General features: G+C 62.0%; 16 protein-coding genes. 5 read left to right on the top strand and 11 right to left on the bottom strand.

The genetic code is table 11. The features are described from left to right. Positions 1-201 precede the first annotated feature (201 nt). Positions 202-975: an RsiV family protein gene (locus A5636_RS01825; protein ID WP_065156985.1), complete on the top strand. Its 774-nt coding sequence runs from the start codon at positions 202-204 to the stop codon at positions 973-975. A 43-nt stretch (positions 976-1018) separates the two neighbouring features. On the opposite strand, the gene asnB is transcribed toward A5636_RS01825, so the two are convergent. From asnB to A5636_RS01800, 4 genes are all read right to left on the bottom strand, one after another. After that, positions 1019-2935 carry an asparagine synthase (glutamine-hydrolyzing) gene (gene asnB / locus A5636_RS01820; RefSeq protein WP_065156984.1) on the bottom strand — a complete coding sequence of 639 codons (1917 nt, stop codon included), beginning with the start codon at positions 2933-2935 and terminating at the stop codon, positions 1019-1021. A gap of 620 nt (positions 2936-3555) precedes the next feature. Further along, positions 3556-4071, bottom strand: coding sequence for a GreA/GreB family elongation factor (locus A5636_RS01810; protein ID WP_065156982.1), 516 nt, complete (start codon positions 4069-4071; stop codon positions 3556-3558). Positions 4072-4215: 144 nt separating this feature from the next. After that, a complete protein-coding gene (locus A5636_RS25170) occupies positions 4216-6831 on the bottom strand; it encodes a serine/threonine-protein kinase PknD (protein WP_172827132.1) in 2616 nt (871 codons plus the stop codon). A 562-nt stretch (positions 6832-7393) separates the two neighbouring features. Beyond that, complete coding sequence (locus A5636_RS01800; protein ID WP_065156981.1) at positions 7394-7606, bottom strand: excalibur calcium-binding domain-containing protein; 213 nt, start codon at positions 7604-7606, stop codon at positions 7394-7396. Between the two features lie 338 nt (positions 7607-7944). Between A5636_RS01800 and A5636_RS01795 the strand changes: the two genes are divergently transcribed. Then, positions 7945-11046 (top strand): DUF3427 domain-containing protein, encoded by a 3102-nt coding sequence (locus A5636_RS01795; protein ID WP_065157168.1) that lies wholly within the window; start codon positions 7945-7947, stop codon positions 11044-11046. Between the two features lie 52 nt (positions 11047-11098). Here the strand turns inward: A5636_RS01795 and A5636_RS01790 are convergent, their stop codons facing one another. The 3 genes from A5636_RS01790 to A5636_RS01780 all read right to left on the bottom strand — a co-directional run bounded on the left by A5636_RS01790 (position 11099) and on the right by A5636_RS01780 (position 14836). Further along, entirely contained in the window at positions 11099-12160 is a 1062-nt protein-coding gene (locus tag A5636_RS01790; protein WP_065156980.1) for an HNH endonuclease, read from the bottom strand. Between the two features lie 166 nt (positions 12161-12326). Further along, a complete protein-coding gene (locus A5636_RS01785) occupies positions 12327-14279 on the bottom strand; it encodes an aconitate hydratase (protein ID WP_065156979.1) in 1953 nt (650 codons plus the stop codon). A gap of 68 nt (positions 14280-14347) precedes the next feature. Then, the gene (locus A5636_RS01780; RefSeq protein WP_065156978.1) at positions 14348-14836 is read right to left on the bottom strand and encodes a glutathione peroxidase; all 489 of its coding nucleotides are present in this window, start codon (positions 14834-14836) and stop codon (positions 14348-14350) included. A 62-nt stretch (positions 14837-14898) separates the two neighbouring features. Between A5636_RS01780 and A5636_RS01775 the strand changes: the two genes are divergently transcribed. Next, positions 14899-15789: a TPM domain-containing protein gene (locus A5636_RS01775; RefSeq protein WP_065156977.1), complete on the top strand. Its 891-nt coding sequence runs from the start codon at positions 14899-14901 to the stop codon at positions 15787-15789. A 1-nt stretch (position 15790) separates the two neighbouring features. Here the strand turns inward: A5636_RS01775 and A5636_RS01770 are convergent, their stop codons facing one another. Continuing rightward, positions 15791-17380: a serine/threonine-protein kinase gene (locus tag A5636_RS01770; RefSeq protein WP_065156976.1), complete on the bottom strand. Its 1590-nt coding sequence runs from the start codon at positions 17378-17380 to the stop codon at positions 15791-15793. A gap of 299 nt (positions 17381-17679) precedes the next feature. Then, entirely contained in the window at positions 17680-17976 is a 297-nt protein-coding gene (locus A5636_RS25935) for a hypothetical protein (RefSeq protein WP_155763495.1), read from the bottom strand. Positions 17977-18273: 297 nt separating this feature from the next. Here A5636_RS25935 and A5636_RS01765 point away from each other — a divergent pair, with 297 nt between their 5' ends. Together A5636_RS01765 and A5636_RS01760 are read left to right on the top strand one after the other, a co-directional pair. After that, complete coding sequence (locus tag A5636_RS01765; protein WP_065156975.1) at positions 18274-18798, top strand: hypothetical protein; 525 nt, start codon at positions 18274-18276, stop codon at positions 18796-18798. 54 nt (positions 18799-18852) lie between these two features. Beyond that, positions 18853-19248: a VOC family protein gene (locus A5636_RS01760; protein WP_065156974.1), complete on the top strand. Its 396-nt coding sequence runs from the start codon at positions 18853-18855 to the stop codon at positions 19246-19248. Here the strand turns inward: A5636_RS01760 and A5636_RS01755 are convergent. Together A5636_RS01755 and A5636_RS01750 are read right to left on the bottom strand one after the other, a co-directional pair. Further along, complete coding sequence (locus tag A5636_RS01755; RefSeq protein ID WP_065156973.1) at positions 19227-19901, bottom strand: helix-turn-helix domain-containing protein; 675 nt, start codon at positions 19899-19901, stop codon at positions 19227-19229. The genes A5636_RS01760 and A5636_RS01755 overlap by 22 nt on opposite strands. A 36-nt stretch (positions 19902-19937) precedes the next feature. Continuing rightward, on the bottom strand, positions 19938-20867 hold the full coding sequence (locus tag A5636_RS01750) for a DUF389 domain-containing protein (RefSeq protein WP_065156972.1): 930 nt from the start codon (positions 20865-20867) through the stop codon (positions 19938-19940). Between the last annotated feature and the right edge of the window lie 27 nt (positions 20868-20894).

Below are 20894 nucleotides of genomic sequence, written 5' to 3'. Positions count from 1 at the left end.
AACCGTCCAATTCGACGCTACTCGCGCCGGGGCCGGCGTGGGCGGCTGCGACGTTGCGAGGTCAGCGACCCCGCGGTTTATGACGACGCCTTGAGTTCGGACTACGGTATGCAGCGGGGCTCCGCGCGCCCCACAGCAGGAAACTGCAAGCCAAACTCGCGTCCGCGGCAGGCTGCCGCGTTTGCTCGGAGGGATTTACTCATGCGCCTGTTCAGCGTCACCGTACTTGTTGCGGCTGCGGCCATCTTCGGTTCTCCTGCGGCGTCGGCGGCGCCGAAGGATTACTGCGCGGACCTCAAGGGCAGTAGCACGGGCAGCATGTGTGAGATCCAGCTATCCGACCCCGCGTACAGCGTTGACATAAGCATGCCGCTGGACTACCCCGACCAGAAGCCGGTCGCCGAGTTCATCTCCCAGACGCGCGAGGCGTTCCTGAACACGGCGAAGTCGGGCGCCCCGCACGACAAGCCCTATGAGCTGAAGATCAAGCCGACGGAATACAGCTCGGCGATTCCACCGCGCGGCACCCAGGCCGTGGTGTTCAACGTGTACCGAAACGTCGGCGGCGCGCAACCGCAGACGACCTTCAAGGCATTCAACTGGGACCAGACCTATCGCAAGGAAATCGTCTATACGGCCAAGTCGGACGACAAGGAACATGCGCCGTTGTGGCGGGTCGACGATCCGCTGAAGACCGTAGCGCCGATCGTCCAGGCGGAATTGACAAAGCAGCAGGCCCCGCCGCCGGCCGCACCGCCCGCGCAACCGGGACAGCCGGCCCCGGCCGCCGCCCCGCCAGCACCGGCGGTGCCGATCGCACAAACCGCCCTGTACGACCCCGCCAACTACCAGAATTTCGCGGTGGTCAATGACGGGGTGATCTTCTTTTTCGATCAGGGCACGCTGCTGCCCGACTCAGCCGGGGGCACGCAGGTCCTGGTGCCTCGGTCGGCGATCGACCCGATGCTTGCCTGAGGCCCTCGGGGGCGATCTTCGACGTTCGCGAGTCCCGCATGCCTCACGTCATCGAAAACAGTTCCTGCATCACTACTACGCTCGCCACACGTTGCAGGCAGCCCTCGACAGCTATGCGCTGATCGTCCGGGCACTCGAGCAGTTGATCGAGCGCTGTGGAGACCTTGTTCATGTCGTAGATCGGCTGGTCCTTGGCGGCTTGTGAGGCAAACGTATCCCGGTAGAAAGCCAGCATCGGGTCGCGCGGGTCGCGTGTCGGCGGCGTCGTGAATGGATGCTTCTGGCGGTCATATACTTCCGGTATCAACACGTCTTTCGCCGCTTCGCGAAGGACGTGTTTTTCACGAATTCCCTTGACTTTCATGGTTACCGGCACACGAGCCGCGGCCTCGGCGACACGGTGGTCCAGGAACGGCACCCGCCCTTCGATGGAATGAGCCATCTCCATACGGTCGGCGAGATAGTTCAGGATGAAATTGGGCAGCACCGTCTTGGCATTGATGTAGAGCATCTGATTCAAGTGGTCGCGTCCGGAGACTCGTTGCGCGATCGGCAAGCGATCCAGCGCGGACACCAGCGGCTGGTAGCCCCGAACCGAATCCGGAAGGTCGTCACGAAGCAGTGGGGACACGCTATTGGTCTGCGCGGCGGAGACATTCAGTGTTGCCGGAAGCCAACCGAGCCTGCGCTCGACCGCCTGCATCTCAGGACTGCTGACTTGATCCGGCATCATCAGCGCGCGAGTCGCAGCGTTGGCTCCAAGCATTTCATCGAGCAGAGCCGATCTCTCGTCGGCGTTCAATGTCGCGTCGTTGTTCAGTGCATCGACTCTGTAGTACGGATACCCGCCCAGCATCTCGTCAGCGCCTTCGCCGGTGAACACCACTTTGATGCCTGCGGCCCTGACAGCGCGGCTGAGTAGATACTTGGCCACGCCGTGGCCGTTGAACATCTGCGTTTCGGCGTGCCAGACCGCGTCCGCAAACGAGTCGGCAATCTCACGTCCAGTGATCGGTATCGGGTGATATGTCGCGCCGACGAGTTTCGCCTGCGCTTCAGCGACGCTTGCCTCGTCGTAGAGCGGGTTCTCGAAGGTGAGAGTGAACGCGCGAATGGGCCGGTTCATCTCCTGCTGCGCGAGTCCCAGGACGGCACAGGAATCGATGCCACCACTGAGATACGACGCGACCTCGACGTCGGCGACCAGCCTTTCGCGCACGGCATCCTGTAACGCCTGGCGAAATTCGTCGACGACCTCGGCCTCGCTTCGCTTGTCCGTGCGCATCTGATCAGCAGTCGGGATCTCCCAATCCCAGTACGGGTAGATGCGAACGCCGCCATCCCGGGCGATCGCATAGCAACCCGGGGGAACCGTACTGATGCCGGCGAACTCAGTTTTCTCGTGAGATCTGCCGAACCCTCCGGTAGCGCCCTCGAGGTCCCATGTGGCCGGCACACCCAACGCCAACAGCGCTTTGATCTCCGACGCAAAGAAAACATCGCCACCGATTGCCGCGTAGTACAGGGGTTTGACGCCGAACCGGTCGCGGATCGCATACATCGCGCGTTGGCGTTCGTCGGCAATGATCACTGCGAATTCCCCGCGCAGTTCCGCCGCGGCCTGGATGCCCCGCTCCGCATACAGGTGCAGCGCGATCTCGCTGTCGCTGGCGGTGGAGAAGCGATACCCGTCTGCGCGAAGGCGCTCGCGGATTTCGCGGTAGCCGTAGAACTCGCCGTTGACGACTAGATGCACCGTGCCCTCCGGGCTTGTCATTGGCTGACTCCCGTTGTCCAGACCAATGATTGACAACCGCGTGTGCCCCAGCGTCCATCGGCCGTCGCGCGATGTCCAACTGCCGGAGCCATCCGGCCCACGGTGCTCCAAAAGTTTCAGTGCGGCATCGCGCCGTTCAGGTGAAAGGCCACGGCGGGTCATCGCAGCGAAGATTCCGCACATCTTTGTGCCCTCCGAAACTCCTATGGTCTTCCCGCACCGCCGCGGTGGCGTCGGCGCGAACACGCCCCCGAACTGGCAAAGCCGCGTAATGAGACTAACGCCTGCGAACCGAGCACGGCATGCGACTTCCGGCGAACTGCAAAACCATCTGTGCAGGTCAAGGCGTCGCTGAAATGAGCTCATGACATTGGTCGCGGGTTCGCGCCTCGCCCGCCCAACTAGGTGCCTGAGCTGGGCTTTTGGCCCGGCTACCGTTTCGGCTGATCCTTGCCGATGAGCCTATCGCCGCCTCCGTGCTCGCCTCGGATGCGGCGACGGCTGTCCACTGGTGTCCTCGGCACTCACCCATACATCGGGCGAGAGCCAACGGTCAGGTTCCTGCTCACCGCCACCCCGAGTGCTCCCCGGCTATGATCTCGGCAGCCGAATGCACTGCCCCTCCTTCGGATTCCCACCGCTGGAGTGCGAGAAGACGCGCGAGTATGTCCTCGGTGCTATTACTGCTCGCGCGGCCGGCCCGGATCGGCGGGAAAGTGCTTGTCATGTCCAGGTTTTCAGTGATTGTTGACATGTCTATCTCCTCCTCTGCCCGTTTGGTCGATACCTGGGAAGACCCGTGCTCACGCCGCGGCGGACTTGGGCCTTCGGGCTGAAACCGGTTGGTCGGGTTTGCTTGTCAACACATATGTCCCATAAGGCGCCGCACTGAGCAACGTGACGTACCGCTTGACACCGTTGGGGTTGCAATACCGTCGCTGCTCGCCTGGGCGAGCTCCGACGATCGCGCTGCCGAGTGGCGACTGCGGTGAATACACCTCGATGTCGGCATCTTCGACTCCACGCACGCCCAGCAGAAACGGTTCCGTCTCACCGGTGTCGTCGTAGCGGACCGTCAGCACCATGCCGGGTTCGGCAAGCCCGTCATCTGGCGGATCCTCACCGACCATCGCGTTGGCTATCAGGTCGTGAAGCCGGTTGATGCGCACTTGCCATGCGTGATGCTCAGCCACGACGTCGTCACGGCCGTTTGCACTTTTGGATACTTCGCCGCCGACTCCTGCCCGCAGGGTTGCAAGCTGCATGTGCAGGCCGATATAGGCCTTTCGTGTCATCCAAACTGGCTCGTTATGAGTCATTCGGTGAGATCCCTTCGTCGTCACCCTCCAGGGTGGCTGCGAATGTGACTCGACCGCTTGCCGGTTTCGGACAAGCGACCCGCCGTCCGCTGTCGGTGCCCGACAAACCGGCGCAGGCGCAGTGGTGTTCTTATGCTGAGAGCGTCAGCTCGGGGGCAGCTTCAGCACTCGGTTATTGCCGGCGTCCGCGACGTAGACATTGCCGGTGGCGTCGGTGGTGACACCTTGCGGATTTTTAAGTCCGTTGAACGGCAACGTGATTGCCGTGCTTGACTCCTTGACCAGCTTCAGGACGCGGTTGCCGCGGCTGTCGGTCACGTACACGTTGCCGTCGGTCCCGACCGCCACCCAGTCCGGACGACCGATCACATAGGGCAGGACGGTATCAACCGTGGCCGTCCGGGGCAGTTTCAGCACCCGCTCGTTGTCCCGATCGATGACGAAGACGGCACCGTCGCGACCGACCGAAACGGCCGAGGGTCCCGCCAAACTCTCGAACGGCAACTCAGTCTGCACGGTGGATTGCGCGCGCAGTGCCAGCACCCGATTGTGCGTGGCGTCGGTGACGACGACGGCGCGATCGGCGCGCGGGTCGCGCGAACTGACCGTCACGCCCGTGGGCTCTCCGAGGTCGGTGAACGGCAGGACATTCGGGTTGGTCGATCCGGCCGTCAGCTCCAGCACCCGGTGCCGCCTTGGTTCGGTGACTACCACGTTGCCCGCGTTGTCGACTGTTATGTCGTCGGGGTGATCCAGGCCCGCGAACGGCACCGGGGTCTGGGTAGTCGATCCAGCGGCCAGCTCGAGCACCCGGTTGTTGCCACTGTCAGCGATGTAGACATCGCCCTTCGCATTGACCGAAATGCCTGCGGGTCCGTCGAGACCGGTGAAAGGCAAGACGATCTGAGCCCGCGCCTTCGAATCGATCGGGAACTTCGTGAGGCCGAAGAATGTGCCGACGGCAACGACGACGATCACAGCCGCCGCGATGGCGAAGGCACGGCGACGATGACGCCGCGATGGTAATAGCGAAGGGGGAGAAGTGATCTCGGTGTCTCGCGACGTGGCGGCTGGCCCAGAAACAGCGGGTTGTGTCGCAGCCCCGCCTGAGACGGTGTCGAGTGCCGCTCGGGCAGCTACAGCCAGTTCATTCGCCGTTTGGTATCGCTCATTGAGGTCCTTGGCCATCCCGCGCGCGATGACATCGTTGAAACCGACGGGTATCGCAGGGTCGATGCTGCTGGGTTTCGGCGCCTCGTTGAACAGATGAGCGGCGGCTAATCCCTCCACGCCGCCGCCGACAAAAGGCACCTGTCCGGTCAGACATTCGTAGAGCACACAGGCCAGTGAGTACACGTCGCCGCGGGCATCGGCGATGGTCTCGAGCTTGAAACGCTCCGGGGCCATATACGCCGGAGTCCCAGGGTTCAGATTGGTACGGGTCAAGCGAGTTCCGACCGCTTCCTGCACCAGTCCGAAGTCGATCAAGTACACAAAGTCATCGCCGACCATCAGTAGGTTCGACGGCTTCACGTCACGATGCACCAGCCCCGATTTGTGAGCAGCATCCAGAGCCGCGGCGGCCTGCTCGACAACCCGGACCGCCTTGAGCGGGCTCATGTGTCCATCGCGACTGAGCACCGTGTGCAAGTCGATGCCGTCGATGATCGGCATCACCAGGTACAGGCGCCCGTCGATCTCCCCGGCGTCATAAATCGGGATGATGTTCGGGTTGGCCAGCCGGCCCGCCGCATAGGCTTCGCGGCGAAACCGCTCCTTATAGCCTGGCTCGGTAGCCATTTCAGGCCGCAGCACTTTGACGGCCACGTCGCGGTTCAGCTCGGTGTCGTGGGCGCGATAAACCGAACCCATGCTGCCCTGGCCGAGCAATTCGAAAAGACGGTAGCGGCCGAACTCTTGTTCAACGACGGGCGTTGGCGCCGCGACGACAGGGGATGCGAGCGCATCCCTTGCTGCGAAAGCCAATTCGCGGGCGGATTGAAGGCGGTCTTCGGGCTTTTTGGCCATGCCACGCGCAATTACGGTGTCGAATCCGGTCGGGATTGCCGGGTCGATGTCGGTGGGCTTGGGCGGCTCGCGGTTTAAGTGCGCGGTTGCGAACTGTTCGATGCTGTCGCCTGTAACGGCCTGCTGTCCGGTCAGGCATTCATAGAGCACACAGGCCAGGGCGTAGATGTCGCTGCTGGGTTCTGCGGGACCGGGACCGAAACGCTCCGGCGCGCGGTAGGGCAAACTCCCGGCGTTTGTAGCTGACGAGGTGTGAGCGGCGACCCCGAGATCGAGCAGGTACACAACTTCGCCGCCTATGACGAACAGGTTCGACGGTCTCACATCGCAGTGCACCAGCCCGGCGTTGTGGGCGGCTTCCAAGGCCGCCGCAGTCTGCTCGATCACGCGCACGGCCAATCGTGGAGTCATCGGCCCGTCCCGGCCGAGCAAGCTCTGGGCATCAATGCCGTCAAGGACTGGCATCGCCAGGTAGAGCCGTCCGTCGATGTCGCCGATCTCGTAGATCGGGATGATGTTCGGATTGCTCAGCCGGGCCGCGACGGCGACCTCATCCCGAATCTTCTTGTGCTGCTCCGAATCCCCGGTCGCTGCTGCAGGAAGCACCCGAATGGCTACCTCGCGCCGCATCGTTGTGTCGTAGGCCCGATAGACCGTGCCGTTGCCACCCCAGCGGATCGTCTCGAGTAGCCGGTAGCGCCCGAAGTCCTCGCCCGCAGCCTCCGCCCCCACCAAACCTCCCTCCGAGCGCACAAACGGTGCCTGGGATGCTACAGCTCTGACTTGCGGTGATCGAGGGCTTTGGGACGGCCGGTGTCGATGAGCTGCGAGTATGCAACGCATGCCCGAGCTGGCCGGCGCCTATACGACCGTTCGAACCGGCCCACTCGAAGAAGCGCTTCGGCCGAGGTGTATCAGCACTACCCGGACTCGCAGGAGCGCCTGAAATGCTCGATCGTCAACTCCAACCCGAACCAGATTGTGATGCACCAACGGTTTTCGAATCGTGCTCAACGAGCGGCGAGATGCGCTACCCCTCGCACATATACCCCCGAAAACCGGTGTAGCAGACCATTGACGGCCTTGAGATGTTGGAAAAGACTGGCAACGCCGGGCTCCCTAAGAGTTGGTCGAGAGTTCGAGCGCCGCGGCTGTAGTTTTGGTAGGTGAACTGGGCTTTGCGCGGATTTTGTGTTCGCATGAGCCTGGCAGTGCTTCGCTAGGGCCCGTCAGTTGTTTCGGCCGATCCGCGACCAGCCCGCCACCCTTATGCAGTGGCGGGCTGGTTCCAGGCTTACCTTTTTTCGCAGGCGATCCCGTCGTTGTCTCGATCCAACCACGACCCGTACGCAGAATCGCCACGCGGAATGTTGTACCGGCCGTCCTTGGCTGCCGCTTTGCAGTTGGCGTACGGCGGGTCTGCCTGAGCGGCAGGTGCCACGGACGCGCCTACGCCCAGGATGGCGACGGCCGCTGCGGCCGCCAGAATGTAATTGCGGATCGTCATGCCGATCCTCCCCCTTCGTTGCTGCTGACGAAGCGAGAGTACGAGACATACCGGTACGTGCGTGCCAAAATGCTCGAATCTCATACCCGGGATTCCACATGCGCGAAATCGGCCCGCAACTACACGGTGGCCCCGTAAAATTCGCTAACTCCGAAGGGGTGCGTGACGAGCAGCTGTGACGAGCACGGCCGGTTGGCGCTAGTTGGTAGGGCGCTGAACAAATATCACTAGTCTCCAGTGCAGATCCATATCTACCAATCGCTGCCCCGCCGCGATCACTTCGAGGCATCGATATGAACGAAGGAGGGAAGCGGGCGATGTCCGCCGCTGACCGAGAAATGCATGACGGCGTCTACGAGTCGTTGTTGACGGCACGCCTCTATCAGCATCTATCTGAACAAGACGGCTTACGCGGAGCCTATGCAAACGTCGACGAAGCCGAGCAATCGCTCACGATCGCCCGTCACCTCTCACCGATTATCGAACGCTCAATGCGCATAGCTGGGACAGCGGATGCGCGGGCGGACCTTGCCCGTCGGATCCTTGAAATCTTGCCGGATGCATCGGCAATAACCGAGACTCTTCACTTGCGTGAGCCAGGAAAGATTGCCCGTCTCGACGAGATAGCGAGCGTAACCAGACTCAACACCGCCCGTCTCCCGCGACCCGCCATCCCCTTCTCCGACACAGCGTTGATGACGAATGCGCGCAATGAACCCACGCTTGCCGCGGAGCTTCGCGCCGAGCTCGCCAGTGCCGACAACGTCGACTTGCTATGCGCGTTCGTCAAATGGCAAGGTTTGCGCCTGCTCGAAGAACAGTTGAACGAACTGCGCCAGCGCAACATCCCGCTGCGTGTGATCACAACGACTTACCTCGGGGCTACGGACGCACGCGCTCTTGATGCTTTGGTAAACGAATTTGGCGCCGAGGTTCGCGTCAACTATGAAACCGACCGAACACGCCTGCATGCCAAAGCTTGGCTGTTGAGGCGTAACAGCGGCTTCCATACTGCTTATGTTGGATCAAGTAACTTGTCGCACGCCGCCCTCGTCGACGGATTGGAATGGAACGTTCGCCTGTCGGCAATGTCGACGCCGCATCTCCTGGAAAAGTTCCGTGCCACGTTCGATTCCTACTGGGAGAATAGAGAATTCGAAATCTATAAGCCCGCCGAAGATGGCGACCGCCTGCGCAATGCGCTTGAGATGGCTTCTGGATCCCGCAAGCGTGCCCCTCTCGACGTGATGCTATCTGGCTTGGAGGTGCATGCCAAACCATTCCAAGCAGAGATCCTCGAAGAGCTTGACGCCGAACGCACTGTTCACGACCGACATCGCAATCTCATCGTGGCAGCGACGGGTACCGGGAAAACGGTCATCGCGGCCCTGGACTTTCGGCGGCTCACCCGCGAGACCCATGGTCGAGACCTTACACTTCTCTTCGTCGCACACCGCAAAGAGATCCTCGCTCAGTCACAGCGCATGTATCGAGAAGTGCTGACTGACGCGACATTTGGCGAGCTGCTCGTTGACGGGCAGGAGCCGTCCTCATGGCGTCACGTGTTCGCCAGCATCCAATCACTGTCACAGGCGCGACTTTCAGGCATCGAACGAGACCATTTCGACGTCGTGGTCGTCGACGAATTTCATCATGCGGAAGCGGCCTCCTACCGGCGGTTACTCGACCACGTTAATCCCATTGAGCTGCTGGGACTTACGGCTACCCCTGAACGGTCTGACGGTGTCGACGTTCGTGACTTATTCGATGGTCGCGTAGCTGCTGAACTACGTCTATGGGAAGCCCTTGAGCAGAATCTGCTGTGCCCGTTCCACTACTTCGGTGTCTATGACGGTACGGACCTCAAAGATATTCAGTGGCGTCGCGGAGGTTACGACCTGTCTGCCCTTAGCGATGTCTATACCGCGGATGATGCGCGCGTTCGCGTTGTGCTGAAAGAGCTAAGCGACAAGGTTGCCGACATCGCTGCTATGCGTGCCTTGGGTTTCTGCGTGAGCGTCGAACACGCTCGCTACATGGCACAGCGGTTCGTCGATGCGAAGGTTCCCGCTCTAGCTGTGTCGGCTGAGACTTCTGCATCGGATCGCCGAGATGCACTGAAAGCCCTGCGCGACCGCGCTATTAACGTCCTGTTTGCGGTTGATCTGTTTAACGAAGGCCTCGACATTCCAGAAGTTGACACGGTCTTATTTCTACGCCCGACCGAGAGTGCCACGGTCTTCTTGCAACAGCTAGGCCGCGGATTGCGGCTAGTACAGGGCAAGACGGTGCTAACGGCGTTGGACTTTGTTGGGCATCAGCGCCGGGAGTTTCGTTTCGACCAGCGGTTTAGGGCACTGTCTGGCGTCACTGGTAAGAGGTTGCAGCGTCAAGTCGAGGAGGGATTTCCCTTCTTGCCCTCCGGCAGTCAAATCGTGCTCGACTCGGTCGCGCGTGAACTCGTGCTGGAGAACATCCGACAACAGGTCGCTCCGAAGCGCGCGGTGCTTACGGCCGAGGTACGCGCACATCCAGGCCACCAGCTTGCTTCGTATCTCCATGGTTCCGGACGAGCACTAGAAGATGTGCTGAAAACTGATCGGTCGTGGACCAGCTTGTGTCGCGATGCAGGGAAGCTCGGCCCCGAAGTTGGTCCTCACGAGGCAGCACTAGTGAAACGAGTGCGCGCCGTAGCCCATGTCGACGACCGTCGACGTTGGGCGGCATACCATGCGCTCCTTAATGGCACTCTGATGACGGACGGCGTCGCGGAAAAGCGACTAGCAGACATGCTGTTCTACTCGTTGAATCCTGCCGGTGGCGGATTCCCGAGTGCTGCAGCAGGACTCGAAGCGATCCGGAGCGAGATGGTTGTAGACGAGCTGCATCAGGTTATTGACATAGCATTCGACGGCGCTCGCCGAAGCACGTATGCGTTAGCAGGCCTGGTTCCCGCGCTAGGTGAGGTACCGCTTGAACTCCACGCGAGTTACTCACGCGAAGAAATCCTCGCTGCGCTGGGGTTTGCCACGTTGCGGCGTACCCCGAGCACCATGCGGGAAGGGGTGGCGTGGTGCGAATCAGTTCGTGCAGACGCGTTCCTAATCACACTGAAGAAATCCGATCGCGACTATTCGCCAACCACGATGTACCGTGACTTCGCAATCAGCCCGGAGCTATTTCACTGGGAATCGCAATCGACCACGTCGTCGGCCTCACCGACCGGCCAGCGGTACGTTCATCACTACGAACGTGGTTCTCACATACTGCTTTTCGTGCGGCAATCAAAGACGAGTGCTTTCGGCGCTGCACCGTACGTTTTTCTCGGTCCAGCTCAATATGTTTCACACGAAGGTGACAGGCCAATGGCAATAACTTGGCGTTTGCTTCGACCAATGCCGACCGAGATTTATCAAGCTTCTACCGTAGCCGTGGCGTAGCAGCGTGCACTCAGGGGACGCTGTGGGTGTGACGCGGCCGCGTGTGCACCCACTAGATCCAACCGGGTGGAAAACTAATGTCGAGCCGTGCGGACCGCTTGTAGCCCGACCAGGTCGGGATGCCAGCCGGTTGCCCGCGGTAGATGCCTCTCGCAGCAGCTACGACGCGATCGTGTTGGGTTGGCCATTGCAAGTCAGAGGCAATCTGTTCGAGTGAGTCGAGATCGCGTCCGAGGACTCGATCAACGATAGCTAACGCCGGTAGAGCGCCGCTCTTATCTCCGTTGCAGCGCGCACAGGCAAGCACCAAGTTTGAGAGACCATCGATACCGACGAGTGACCATGGAAGCACATGATCAATCGGGTTGTTCGCCGGCAGATGATTTCCGCAGTAGAAGCAATGCGGTCCAAAGACTTCCTTGAACGGCTGGCGAACGGGGGCCAGAGCGGCGCGCGCTCGGCCGAACAGGTGTCCGGCGACATCAGGAACCGCCGCATCCAGGAATTTGTTCATGCGACGAACGTCGTTGACCCACATGATTTCCAGGGCCGGTTTCAACAACCCGGCGAGTCTTGCGAGACCGTGCGCCACACCGGGCTTGAGTTCGATGGCATCGCCGTGCGCGCGCAGCGTCGACCGGGATACTTGATCGTGCAAAAACGAGTCATCGTATAGAAATGGGTCACTCGTAGACGAGCCCGGTAGTTTCTGTAGCCGATGCAGCGGTTGTTGAGCAAGGCACGACACCACTTCGTCGATAGCGCGACCGTATACCGCTGGGGCGCGTTGTCGCGCCGCATCGACTGAACTGATACCGCGACCGGCTGCGGCACGCAGGTTAGCGGTAGCGGCAAGTATTCGTGCCCGTTGTTGCGTAGATTGCCGCAGCTCTTGTCCGTCGAACGGTCGTGCCTGCTGCCAGTAGATTGCCAACACCCGATGAGCCAGCTCGGTCAGAGGTACCTGCAAAGTGTCACCTGATCGGTCAGGGAGATTCTCGATGCAGTGTTCGATCAGCGCCATCAATGTCGCCAGTTTGTAAGTTGCCGTGCGCAGGCCGGTTTCAAGGATCGCGACCACACGCTGGCCGAGCACTAGCGGGTCACTGTCCATAGCCAAAAGAGGATGTCGGATTGAGCCAGCGGTCTGCACGCACGAACATAGTATGCCGAGCCAAATTCGTATCAGAAAGAATTCAACTTCTGTCTTTGCGACTGCCTCCCGGTCTGCTTCACGCAGCTTTCATAGGGATGCCGCTGAGTCCTCGAGCGACTGCACCTTAAGCCTCTTCCTCCGCAATCCGCGGAATCAACCCACCCGCCAGCACGTCTTTCACCTGCCGTGGCGAAAGCCGATGCCGCACAGTAAAAGATGAGTCTTTATTTACGTTCTCGACGTCAAAGGACTCCGTGTCCTCCAGCCCGTGCAACCCCTTGATCCGGAGCTTGTCGTCCTGATCGACCGAGTCGTAGTCATCCGCATCTTCGAACTCGAGCGCCAAAATCCCGTAGTTGGCCAGGTTTTGCCAGTGAATGCGAGCGAACGACTTTGCGATGACCACCCGCAGTCCGAGGTAGCGCGGTGCGATCGCGGCGTGCTCGCGCGACGAGCCCTGACCGTAGTTCTCACCGGCGACAATGATGTGCCCGCTTTCCTCGGCCTCCTTCGCCCGATCCGGATAGGAGTCGTCGACCCGGGTGAAGCTGAAGTCCGCCAGCTTCGGGATGTTGGACCGATATGGCAATGCCTGCACACCGGCGGGGGAGATCTCGTCGGTGGAGATGTTGTCGCCGAGCTTGAGCAGCACGGGCGCCTCCACCTCGTCGGGCAACGGCGAAAGTTCCGGCAGGCTGGAGATATTCGGGCCCTTCACCGGCTCCACCTTTACGGCTTCCGACGGGTCAAGAGGGGCCACCAGCATCGCCGTATTCACCGAATTATTCTCAGGCAGATCAAGTTTCGGATATTCCATCTCGACTTCAGCAGCCCAGTCCCGCGGATCGGTAATCACCCCCGTCAACGCCGAAGCCGCGGCGGTTTCCGGCGAGCACAGCCACACCGCGTCTTCCTTGGTGCCGGATCGGCCGGGGAAGTTGCGCGGCATCGTCCGCAGCGAGTTGCGCCCCACCGCCGGAGCCTGACCCATGCCGATGCAACCCATGCACCCCGCCTGGTGGATGCGCGCACCGCCCATCACCAACTCCACCGTCGCGCCCATCTTCGTCAGGTCGGCCAGGATCTCCCGCGACGTCGGGTTGATGTCGAAACTGACCTGTGGTGCGGTCTGCCGGCCCGCCACCATCGCCGCCGCGATAGCGAAGTCACGCAGCCCGGGGTTGGCGCTGGAACCGATCACCGCCTGGGCGATTTCTTCGCCGGCCACTTCCCGCACCGGCACCACGTTGCCCGGCGAGGACGGCTTGGCGATCAGCGGCTCGATCTCGGACAGGTCGATCGTGTCCTCGACGTCGTACCCGGCCCCTTCGTCGGCCAGCAATTCGACCCAGTCGTCCTCTCGACCTTCCGCGCGCAGGAATTCGCGAACCGCGTCGTCGCTGGGGAACACCGTCGTCGTCGCGCCGAGTTCAGCTCCCATGTTCGCGATCACGTGCCGGTCCATCGCCGTCAGGCTGTCCAACCCGGGGCCGTAGTACTCGATGATCCGGTTGACTCCGCCCTTGACGTCGTGGCGACGCAGCATCTCCAGAATCACGTCTTTGGCCGAGCACCACTCCGGCAGTTCACCTTCCAGCCGGACGCCCCACACCTCCGGCATCCGGATGTGCAGCGGCCGCCCGCTGATGGCCAGTGCTACCTCGAGCCCGCCGACACCGATCGCGAGCATGCCCAGCGACCCGGCGGCCGGGGTGTGCGAGTCGGATCCCACCATGGTTTTCCCCGGGATGCCGAATCGCTGCATGTGCGTCGGGTGGGAGACGCCGTTGCCCGGCTTGGAGAACCACAGACCGAAGCGTTGCGCCGCGGTGCGCAGGTATTCGTGATCCTCGGCGTTCTTCTCGTCACCCTGCAGCAGATTGTGGTCGACGTACTGCACGCTGACCTCGGTTTGCGCCTGGTCAAGCCCGAGTGCCTCGAGCTCCTGCATCACCAGCGTGCCGGTCGCATCCTGGGTCAACGTCTGATCGATATGGATTGCGATCTCCTCACCCGGTTTCATCTCGCCGGATTCCAAGTGCGAATCGATCAGCTTGTGGGTGACGTTCATGGACATACCTGGCTCCCTCCTGGCAGCGCGTTCTCGACCACGCGCTGGGGGAGGGATACCCGGTACGGCCTGTTTTAGCTAGGCAGGAGCGCCTCGATGGCCTCGATAACTTCCGGTGCGTCGGGTTCGGTTCGCGGCCGGAACCGATTGACCACCTCGCCGTCGGGCGAGACCAGGAATTTCTCGAAGTTCCACTGGATGTCACCGGCCTTGCCGTCGGAGTCGACGGCCTTGGTCAGCTCGGTATAGAGCGGGTGGCGGTCATCGCCGTTGACGTCAGTCTTCTCCAAGAGCGGAAAGGTCACCCCGTAGGTCGTGGAGCAGAAGGTCTGGATCTCCTCGGCCGTGCCGGGTTCTTGGCCCATGAACTGATTGCACGGGACACCGACCACCGTCAGGCCCCGGTCACCGAAGTCTTTCGCGAGCTTCTCCAATGCGGCGTACTGCGGCGTGAGTCCGCACTTCGATGCAACGTTCACGACAAGCGTTGCGCCATCGGATAATTCGGCCAGCGTGGCTGGCCTGCCGTCCAGGGTGGTCAGGGGAATGTCTTTGAGGGTCACGCCGACGACGCTAACACTGTGTGGGGCCGTCACGGACCGGTGCATCGGGGGTAGATTGCCGTATGCGGATTGTTCGCCTGTTCGGTGTGGTTCTGACTATTCTGGCAGCGCAGTTGCTGCTGGCGACCCCAGTCGGCGCGCAGCCACCGTCCAAGCTCACCGACCACATCACCGACAGCGCCGGCGTGCTGACCGATCCCGGGCGCGCGGCCGTCAGCTCGGCGATTGACCAGCTTTACCGTGACCGTCACATCCAACTGTGGGTGGTCTACGTCGACAACTTCTCCCGCTTCAAACCCGAAAACTGGGCCGAACGGACCCGCAGCGCCAGCGGGATGGGCGACCAGGATGCCCTGCTCGGCGTGGCCACCAACTCCAAGTCGAACACCAGCACCAAGTCGTATACGTTCACCGTGCCCCGGGGTCTCACCGCAGACGAGTTGAACAGTCTGCAGCGCAATCAGATTGAACCGGCCGTCAACGCCAAAGACTGGACTGCTGCCGCGCTCGCTGCGGCTGACGGGTTGAGCAAGTCGACAAGCTCGTCCAGCCGGAACTGGCTGCCGATCGTGATTGTCGCCGTCGCGGTCGTGTTGCTCTTGGTCATCGTCATCCTGCTCCTGCGTGCCCGCCGCCGACGACCCGCCGATCCAGGTGCCAGCGATGCGCAGGTAAACGTTGCCGGCCAGGATCTTTCGGTAGGCGAGGCGTTATCCAGGGCGGACGCCAGGTTGCGCCAAATCTCGGACTACACCGCCAGGCACCGCAAGAACATCGGCGCCGAGGCGCGGACCCGGTTGAAAGAAGCGCAACAGCATCTAAAGACTGCGCACGCCAAGGAAATGAGTAACCCGACCGAGGCAATCAGAAATGCCAACTCGGCGTCGACACTGGCCGCGCAGGCGCAAACGCTTGCCAACGAAGACGTGCTTGCTGCTCACCGCAAGAAGTGACTCAGTTGTAGGCCGTACTTCCCGCAACCGGATGTGTCTTGCTGATCAACTTCGCGATGCAGTGATCCCGGTCGAATCCGTTGCTCCTGCACCACGACAACGCGCCCTTCGCGTCGGCGAAGGTGGTACCCGCGATCGTCACCCAGTAGTTCGACTCCGAGAACGTCGACCAGTCGCCCGACCACAACAACTTGGCGTTGTACTGGTTGCGCAGCCGCAGATGCTCCTGCAGCGCCATCGAGTTATCCCAAACGACGCCCCCTTCGACCGTTCCGGGACGCTTGGAACTGAGTTGCGGAACCCAGCGGCCCGCCGCCTCTGTTGCGACGACGTAGTGGTCGAGGTTGACGTACTGCTGCAATTGTTGGGCGGCGTCCTGCGCCGACGATGCGGTCGTCGGAGCCGCCACCGTGCGCGATGAAGGAGATGAAGGAGGTGCCGTGGTGGTGGCTTGGTGCGTGGGCTCGGCGGCGGTCTCGTAAGTTGGCTGGTACGTCGGTCGCCCCGACGTGGGATAGGCAACCGCCGGCGACGCATCGCGCGGATTGGGCTTCGCGACCACGCCGACCAAAAGCACGATGACGACGACTACCAGTGCCGCCGCGATCGCGACAAGTGTCGGTACTAGGTACTTGCGCGAATTGTCCTGATAGGGCGGAGCGGGAACCGTTGGGGGAGGCTGGTATTGCCCGTTATACGGGCGGTGCCCGCCAGGCGGCGGCGGATTGTGCGGTGCGAAAACCGTCTCTTCGGTGGCCGAAGCGGATTCGCCGGCAGCCAGCGCCCGCTTGGCGGCACGGGCCAGCGCCCCTGCGCTTCCGTAGCGGTCGTCGGGGTGCTTGGCCATGCCACGGGCGATGACGTCGTCGAGTGCGGCGGGAATTGCTGATCGCGCCATACTGGGCCGTGGGGGCGACGACGACAGATGTGCGGCAATGACTTGCTGGTGACTCCCGCCAAACGGCGGCCGACCGGTCAATGCTTCATAGAGCACGCACGCCAACGCGTAGATGTCCACCGCCGACGTCGCGTCCTGATTCCCGCTGAGGCGCTCTGGTGCCATATACGCGAAGCTGCCGACCTGGTAACCCGTCATGGTCAGATGTGTCTCGCCTCGCGCCTCGGCAATTCCGAAGTCCACTAAATAAGCGAAGTCGTCTGGGGTGACGATGATGTTGTGCGGTTTGACGTCGCGGTGAATCAGCCCTTTGGCGTGCGCGGCGTCCAGTGCCGCGGCCACCTGGCGGATGATGTCGATCGCACGTTCCGGTGTCAGCACCTGCCGTTGCAGTATCTCGTGCAATGTCTGGCCGTTGACCAGCCGCATGTCGATGTAGAGCGTGTGGTCGATTTCGCCCCAGTCGTGGATCGGAATCACATGTGGCTCTTGGAGAATCGCTGCGGCACGCGACTCGCGGAGGAACCGCTCACGGAAGGTGTCGTCGTCCGCGTACTCTTCCGGTAGCACCTTCAGTGCCACTGCTCTGCCTTTGTCGGTGTCGAACGCCTCGTACACCTCACCCATGCCGCCTTTGCCGAGCAGGCGGTTTACCTCGTATTTGCCAAACGTCTCACCGACGAGTGATGTCATGCCAATTCCTCCCTAGCCAGTATGCGGCGGGGGTATGACACACTGCAGGCGTTTGCCGAGTCGATTTCTATCGCTGCGCTGGGCTTTTCGTGACTGTTGTGAAATGAGATGACCGCTGCGACTGGTGTGGCCAGCGAGAATTGCTACCGCGAACTCACAAGTAACGGCTCGTGACCGGCCCTGGCAATGACTGAGACGCCAGACTCGTCCCGCGAAAACTGCAGTGTCATCGGACCATCGGACTCAGCCGAGTTGGTCGGCCATCAGGAGGTCCGCAACGGGCGAGGGGCACGCACCCTCTAATTGAACCGGGCGCATTCCGGTATCCAGAAGACGCCTTGCTCCCTCATGTTGTTGCAATACGCTTCGAGTTCCTCTACCGCCCCGGGCGTTTCCTCTCCGCAGGTGTGGTTCAGCAGGCACGGATCTTCCGGCGTAGCGGTGAGGACAGTCGCACCTTCGGTAAGCGTGGGGACCGCACCGCCGCCGAAACACACTGCCGCTCCGGTGAGTACCGCGCCCACCCAGATCAACCGACTCGGACGGCGCTCAATGCCGGGCCGTGACGGCGCAGACAGCAACACTCTTTTGAGCATCTACCGCTCCTTTCGTTGTTGACGGCTAATTATGGCAAGTAAACAGGGTTCTCGCCTGTTGAGCGGCGTAACCATTTGCGGCCATTGGGCCAGGTACCGAGATGCATTGCTGCAGAATAGTTTTGGTGAGATCTGGCGACGGTCATCGCTCTCGACACCGCTGCAATTTCGAGAGATTCAATAGCAGACAACAGATTCAATCGCAGACAACAGCTTCAGCGCGCCGCGACGATCGTGGCCGTTTGATGTGGGACGATAACGCGCCACATCCATGCGTACTACAGGAGCAGTGAATCCATGAAATCAATTGCCACAAGCCTGGCAGCGCTTGCCGTTATCGGCGGTGCCGCCGCCGGCCTGGCAGGCAGCGTCTCGGGCGTCCCGGGCACCGGCTTGCCCCGGGTTGAACTTGCCGCTGTCGGCGCGCCGCTGCCACTGGACCCGCCGACACCGTCACCGGCCCCGGCGCAAAACGTGCCGACCACCGACCAGGTGATGAACATCCTCACCAACCTGTCCGATCCCGGCGTGTCGTACCACACCAAAGATGGTCTGGTCGAAGGCGGCATCGGTTCGGGCGAGGGCCACATCATGGACCACGAACTGCGCAAGGCGTACCGCAACGGGGAGCTGCCGTTGTCCTTCGTGGTGTCCAACATTGAGGCAAACGGTCCCACGACGGCCACCGCTGACGTCGCCATCTCCGGCCCCAAACTGCCAGCGCCGGTCACGAAGAATCTGATGTTCGTCAACCAGCCCAGCGGTTGGGTGCTGTCGAGCCCGTCTGCGACGGATCTGGTGCAGGCGGTCTCCGGGCTGTAGGCGATGTCCGATTTGTTCAAGACGCCACGGAACGGGATGCCTAACGTCTGATCAATGGACGACCAAATCATCTCCGTCGCCGTCGAGATCGTCCCGAAGGACCTCCAGCGCTCGCTGCGCTTCTATCGGCTCCTCGGCCTGACGGTCCCCGAAACCGACAACGCGCACGTCGAGGTCGACCTGCCCGGCGGTAACCGTCTGCTCTTCGATACGGAAGAAACCATCGCGAGCGTCCACCCCGGCTGGACACCACCATCGTCGGTTGGCCGAGTGACGCTGGCCTGCGGGCTTGAAACAGCGGCCGGTGTCGACGCCCTATTTGCCCGACTCACTGACAACGGTCACCCGGGAACTATGAAGCCCTTCGACGCTCCGTGGGGCCAACGTTATGCCACGGTCACCGACCCGGACGGCAACTCGGTCGATCTCTACGCTCCGTTGGCGCGCTGAGAAACGGGCACGCCGGCGAGTTCGCGTACCTGCCGAGACAGATGCGACTGGTCGGCATATCCAGCCGCGGCTGCTGTTTCGGCGATCGACACACCGGCATCGAGTAACCGAATTGCCCTGCGGAACCGCAGGATTCGGCGCAGCGTTGCCGGCCCATAGCCATACACGGCAACGCATTGCCGTTGGAGATTTCTTGCTGAACAACCGAGCTCGTCGGCCACCGATTGCACCGCGGCACCAACGGCCAACCGGGAGCTGACGTGACGTAGGACGGAAATTCGCCAGGGCGCCGTCTCGTGGGTGGCTGCAGAATCCTGCACGAGGCGTAGAGCGAGCGATGACAATGAGCCACCACTGACGTTGGGCCGCAACAACTCGAGATCCACCCGATTGTCCCGGACCTCAACTGCCGGCACCCCGAGCAGCCGCGGCAACACCCCCGGCCGAAATCGAATACCTTTTGCTACTTCGCAGTCTTGATCGCTGACGAACGCAGCGGTGTCCGGCCCCGCGACCAGCACCCGGTCGTCCAGCTGGATCAGGTCCATGCAGCCGTCGGGCAACACCCGCACCCGACGGGGTTGGTCACTGATCCATCCGCACTCCGCCAGTTCGCGCAGGGCGCCGGGGACGGGCACCTCGCGGTAACTCACCCCATCCAGCCTAGTTGCCGGCCGCAATCAACCAATTCAGCGGTGGTTGCTCCGATGTCGCGAGCTGGTCCGTAAATGGACCCAAAGCACCAGCACCCCAGCCAGCACGATCCCCGAAAGGTTGACCCCGAGTTGTGTCGCAGACTGCTTGGCGACTTGCCAGTCGCCCACGGTGGCGGCGACCACGGCGAACCCAGCGGCCGGAACGGTCGTCACCGAGATGAAAACTCCTACTAGCGCAGCGGATTTCGCGGAAACCAGGGAGAGCATGCCGGCCGCACCGGCCAACAATGCGACCACGAACGACAGTGGTCCGACCTGGAAGATGAAGTCGACCTGCTCTAGCTGCCGGAGGGTAGCCAGCCTGATCCAACCGACAGACTCACCCGCGAGCACACCGATCGCGGTGACCCCCATGGCCAGCGGGAAACCGACCACCAGCGCCAGCGCCGCACGGCGTGCGAGGTATCCGCGCCGACGCACAATCGCTACGGCCAGCGCAGCGAGCGGCCCAAATTCTGGGCCCACCACCATGGCGCCGACAACGGTGACAGGGGAGTCCGTCACGACGCCGACTGCCGCGATGAGGCACGCCAGCGTCAGGAACGTCAGGTAAGTGGCGTTCAGCGTGGACTCTTCCCGAGTCCGCTCGGCCAGTTCATCCCAGATGATCGCGTCGGCGGGATCGCCGCGGGCCTCTTTCTCGGCGCGGTGCGCCGCGGTGGACACCACTGTGTCGACCACATCGAGGGTGATCGCTCCGCAGCGCTTCAGTCCGAGCCCCTTGAGCTCATCGATGACGTCGTTGGCGCTTTCTCGCGCGACGTCGGCGGTGATCTCGTCACCTCCCGGCTCGAGGGCGGCGTCGCGGTGCACGACGATGTGGGTTACGCCCGCCTCTCGGCGAAGGATGTCGAGCACCGAATCGCTCGATTCGGTCGGTGCGATCACCCGCAGATGGAGCATTCACCGCACATTAGTGGCACCGAGCAG

It is taken from the genome of Mycobacterium asiaticum (assembly GCF_001673315.1).
Classification (GTDB): Bacteria; Actinomycetota; Actinomycetes; order Mycobacteriales; family Mycobacteriaceae; genus Mycobacterium; species Mycobacterium asiaticum_B.
Note: the sequence above shows the minus strand (reverse complement) of the source record. Positions and strands in the feature narration are given on the sequence as shown.

What these genes read in the sequence shown, in the direction of transcription:
- A5636_RS01825 (WP_065156985.1), top strand. Translation starts at nt 202, where the DNA reads ATGCGCCTGTTCAGCGTCACCGTACTTGTTGCGGCTGCGGCCATCTTC.
- asnB (WP_065156984.1), bottom strand. Translation starts at nt 2,935, where the DNA reads ATGTGCGGAATCTTCGCTGCGATGACCCGCCGTGGCCTTTCACCTGAA.
- A5636_RS01810 (WP_065156982.1), bottom strand. Translation starts at nt 4,071, where the DNA reads ATGACTCATAACGAGCCAGTTTGGATGACACGAAAGGCCTATATCGGC.
- A5636_RS01800 (WP_065156981.1), bottom strand. Translation starts at nt 7,606, where the DNA reads ATGACGATCCGCAATTACATTCTGGCGGCCGCAGCGGCCGTCGCCATC.
- A5636_RS01795 (WP_065157168.1), top strand. Translation starts at nt 7,945, where the DNA reads ATGCATGACGGCGTCTACGAGTCGTTGTTGACGGCACGCCTCTATCAG.
- A5636_RS01790 (WP_065156980.1), bottom strand. Translation starts at nt 12,160, where the DNA reads ATGGACAGTGACCCGCTAGTGCTCGGCCAGCGTGTGGTCGCGATCCTT.
- A5636_RS01785 (WP_065156979.1), bottom strand. Translation starts at nt 14,279, where the DNA reads ATGTCCATGAACGTCACCCACAAGCTGATCGATTCGCACTTGGAATCC.
- A5636_RS01775 (WP_065156977.1), top strand. Translation starts at nt 14,899, where the DNA reads ATGCGGATTGTTCGCCTGTTCGGTGTGGTTCTGACTATTCTGGCAGCG.
- A5636_RS01770 (WP_065156976.1), bottom strand. Translation starts at nt 17,380, where the DNA reads ATGACATCACTCGTCGGTGAGACGTTTGGCAAATACGAGGTAAACCGC.
- A5636_RS25935 (WP_155763495.1), bottom strand. Translation starts at nt 17,976, where the DNA reads ATGCTCAAAAGAGTGTTGCTGTCTGCGCCGTCACGGCCCGGCATTGAG.
- A5636_RS01765 (WP_065156975.1), top strand. Translation starts at nt 18,274, where the DNA reads ATGAAATCAATTGCCACAAGCCTGGCAGCGCTTGCCGTTATCGGCGGT.
- A5636_RS01760 (WP_065156974.1), top strand. Translation starts at nt 18,853, where the DNA reads ATGGACGACCAAATCATCTCCGTCGCCGTCGAGATCGTCCCGAAGGAC.
- A5636_RS01750 (WP_065156972.1), bottom strand. Translation starts at nt 20,867, where the DNA reads ATGCTCCATCTGCGGGTGATCGCACCGACCGAATCGAGCGATTCGGTG.